This is a genomic window from Lentibacillus sp. (assembly GCF_035301925.1).
Taxonomy (GTDB): domain Bacteria; phylum Bacillota; class Bacilli; order Bacillales; family Amphibacillaceae; genus Lentibacillus.
Window position 1 is genome coordinate 1 of record NZ_DATGTI010000117.1, and the last position, 3,700, is coordinate 3,700.

At 44.7% G+C, this 3,700-nt stretch carries 4 protein-coding genes; all 4 read left to right on the plus strand.

Translation table 11 applies throughout. The features are described 5' to 3' along the window. A partial coding sequence (locus tag VK080_RS10115; protein ID WP_324224651.1) for an NAD-dependent epimerase/dehydratase family protein occupies positions 1-1,084 on the plus strand: 1,084 nt, incomplete at its 5' end. Between the two features lie 39 nt (positions 1,085-1,123). After that, positions 1,124-2,293: a glycosyltransferase family 1 protein gene (locus VK080_RS10120; protein ID WP_324224652.1), complete on the plus strand. Its 1,170-nt coding sequence runs from the start codon at positions 1,124-1,126 to the stop codon at positions 2,291-2,293. A 32-nt stretch (positions 2,294-2,325) separates the two neighbouring features. Then, positions 2,326-2,787, plus strand: a complete 462-nt coding sequence (locus VK080_RS10125) for a GtrA family protein (protein ID WP_324224653.1) — start codon at positions 2,326-2,328, stop codon at positions 2,785-2,787. 356 nt (positions 2,788-3,143) lie between these two features. After that, on the plus strand, positions 3,144-3,700 hold a 557-nt coding region (locus VK080_RS10130; RefSeq protein WP_324224654.1), incomplete at its 3' end, for a cation diffusion facilitator family transporter.

Below are 3,700 nucleotides of genomic sequence, written 5' to 3' on the forward strand. Positions count from 1 at the left end.
ACAAGGACATGATGTATCGATTATCGATAATATGGTTCGTCGAAAAATGGATAATGAGCTGCATTCGAATTCATTGACACCGATTGCCACATTGGAAGAACGTGTGGCCAAGTGGAAGGAATTGACCGGTAAGGAAATCCGTATCTATGATGGTGATATGACTCATTATGATTTTCTGTGCCAAGTTTTGAAACAGGAGAAACCTGATGCGTTTGTGCATTTTGCTGAACAGCGCGCGGCACCATATTCGATGATTGACCGTGAACATGCGGTCTATACCCAGACGAATAATGTTACCGGCACGCTGAATGTTCTTTATGGGATTAAAGAATTTGTACCGGATTGCCATCTGATCAAGCTGGGCACAATGGGTGAATATGGAACACCGAATATTCCGATTGAAGAAGGGTATATTGAAATCGAGCACAAGGGACGGAAAGACGTTCTGCCATTCCCAAAACAGCCAGGTTCTTTTTATCACCTTTCCAAAGTGCATGACAGTCATAACATTACGTTTGCCTGCAAAATCTGGGGTATTAGAGCAACAGACCTGAATCAGGGCATTGTTTACGGTTTGGAGACGGATGAGACGAAAATGGATCCGGTGCTCACGAATCGCCTGGATTATGATGGTGTATTTGGTACAGCGTTAAATCGTTTCATCATTCAGTCCACTATCGGACATGATCTGACCGTATACGGAAAAGGTGGCCAGACACGTGGATTCCTGAATATTAAGGATACCGTCCGTTGCATTGAAATTGCCGCAGAAAACCCTGCTGACAAAGGTGAATTCCGGGTATTCAACCAATTTACCGAGTATTTTTCTGTTGGCGAACTTGCCGAAAAAGTGCAGAAAGTGGCACAGGAAGAAGGCTATGAAACAACGGTTGCCAACCTTGACAATCCGCGCGTTGAGCAGGAAGAACACTATTTCCATGCCGAAAACACCAAACTGCGGGATCTTGGGCTCGAGCCGCATTTGCTTGATGATGACGTGATTCGTGAAATCTTCAATACCGTCGTCAATCACAAGGATCGGATCATCGAAGAAAACGTGATGCCGCAAGTATCGTGGAAATAACAATGTTTGATCAGATTTACGATTGAGGAAGTGTCGTCATTGAAAATTGCCATAATCACAGAAACGTTCGTACCTTCTACAGATGGCGTTGTAACAAGATTAAAGGCATGCATCCGATATTTCAAACGGGAGGGTCACGAAGTCCGTGTGATCGCACCAGATCTTGGTGTTGATGAATTTGAAGGCGTGAAGATTGATGGGGTTCCGGCCAGGACCCTCCCCCTTTACCGTTCCAAAAAATTCTCCCTGCCGACGCGGAAAGTCAAAAAAATGCTTGAAGCTTATGATCCGGATGTTGTCCATGTAGTGAATCCGGCGCTTGTCGGGATGTCAGGGGTATACTACGCAAAAAAACTCGGATATCCAATGCTTGCTTCGTTTCATACACAGGTTCCGAAATATGCGGATTACTATAATCTGCCAATGTTTAAAGGATTTTTATGGTGGTATTTCCGCAAGCTCCATAATCAGGCGGAGCTGAACCTTTGTACATCCGAAGCTGTGAAAGAAGAACTGCTGGAACAGAATTTTTATAATGTGCATGTCTGGAAGCGCGGCGTGGATACAGAATTGTTTCAACCGGATAAGTATGACAAGGATATGCGTGAAAAACTGTCGAATGGCCAGTCAGATAAAAAACTGCTGCTGTTTGTCGGACGGCTCGCACCGGAAAAGGAAATTGAAAAAATCAAATCTGTGTTGGATGCATCAGATGAATTTGTGCTGGCTATTGTCGGGGACGGCCCGCATCGTCAGACATTGGAAAAGCACTTCGCCGGCACGAATACCGTATTTACCGGTTTCATGCACGGGGAAGAGTTGGCCAAAGCATATGCCTCCTCGGACGTTTTTGTTTTCCCATCAACGACCGAAACGCTCGGGCTGGTTATCACTGAAGCGATGGCATCCGGTCTTCCGCTGGTTGCTGCCAAAAGCGGCCCGACGTGTGAACAGATTGAGGACAATCACACCGGTCTGCTTTATGACAAGGACAAACAGGGTGATTTTACCAAGACAGTATTACGTTTTGCGGATGAAACATTGCGGAAACGTCTGGCCAAGGAAGCCCGACATGACATAGCGGAAATGAGCTGGGATACCCAATCAAAGCAAGTGCTTGATTATTATAAGGAAATCGTCAGTATAGCGGGAAAGAAAGTCAAGCATAATAATATCGATTCATCTGGTCTCAAAACAGGAAACAGATAAGCTGAGAAAACAGGGAATACAAGAGGAGTTCCATGGCACAGCATAAACAAAAACGCGGTCCCCTGCAATTTTTGCAGTTCGGTGTGATCGGATTTGCCAATGCAGGAATTGATATCGGGACATTAAACCTGTTATTGATTTTATTCCATACGGACGATAGAATCCTACTTTTATTATATAACACAATTGCTTATACACTGGCTGTGGCCAACAGTTACTACTGGAATGCTAATATCACGTTTAAACGCGCGGCAAAGGGAAGTAACCGCCAGCGTATTCTATTTATTATCCAGGGGCTTATCAGCCTTGGAGTGAGCAACCTTGTTTTCCTTGGTACAAATGAACTGTTGGATTACACAGCTGTACCCAACTGGATGCGCTATAATATCGCAAAAGGACTGGCAATGTTTCTATCTTTCCTTTCCAGCTTTTTTATGGTGAAATATTTTGTGTTCAAAGATTTCGGCAAACGGTTTATCAAGGAAAATGACTGAGCTAAAAAAAGCTCAGTTTTTTAATGGTGAAATTCGGGCCGAAACGTGCGGAAAAATCCCCCCAAAAGCTATCATCAATGCAGAACAATTATCAGATATTTTGCATAAAGATAGTGATCCGGAAGCTGACCCATTAAATGTATAGAATCCTTTCAATAAAGAAACCTATTAAGTAAAGGTGTGCATTTTCCCCACTGATGAAAGGGAACAAAGGCTAATTTATCGGGCGTCGTGTTCAACGTATTTGTGACCTGCAACGTGCAGGCCCGAACTGGACATTTACGGGCAATTAGCCGCTGTTTTTTGGCGGGTTAATGCCCGTTACGTGCGGGATATACGTTACAGGAGGACTAATGATGGGATTTATCGAGCGGATTAAAAAGGGAAATACGTCTTCCGGTGTCGCTGCATTAGGCAATACATTTCTGGCCGGGATCAAGGGTGCTGCCGCTTTTTTCAGCGGGAGCGGCTCCATGTTTGCAACGACCATGCATTCGCTGGCAGATGCTGTTAACCAGGGATTTGTCTTTTTTGGCAGTGTGCTGGCTGAAACCCCGCCATCAGACCGTTTTCCCACAGGATTTGGCAGGGTCATCAATATTTTTTGTATGGTCGCCGTTGTCGTTGTTACGGTGATGGCCTATGAAACCATTAAAGAAGGCTGGCACCTGTTTCAGAACCCTTCCGAATCCGGTAATATTTGGCTGAACGTGGGTGTGCTGATTGCTTCCCTCCTGGTTGATGGCTTTGTTCTGATTAAAGCAATGAAGGAAATTACAAACGAAACAGAAGATACTTATGAAGGCTGGTTATTGACACGGGCGTTTAAAAGTGCTCAAAAGGCGGCACCCGCCACCAGACTTGTGTTTTATGAGGATATGGTTGCCACATCCGGTGCGGTATTTGCACTCTT

Coding starts and splice junctions, on each gene's coding strand:
- VK080_RS10125 (WP_324224653.1), top strand. CDS start 2,326: ATGGCACAGCATAAACAAAAACGCGGTCCCCTGCAATTTTTGCAGTTC.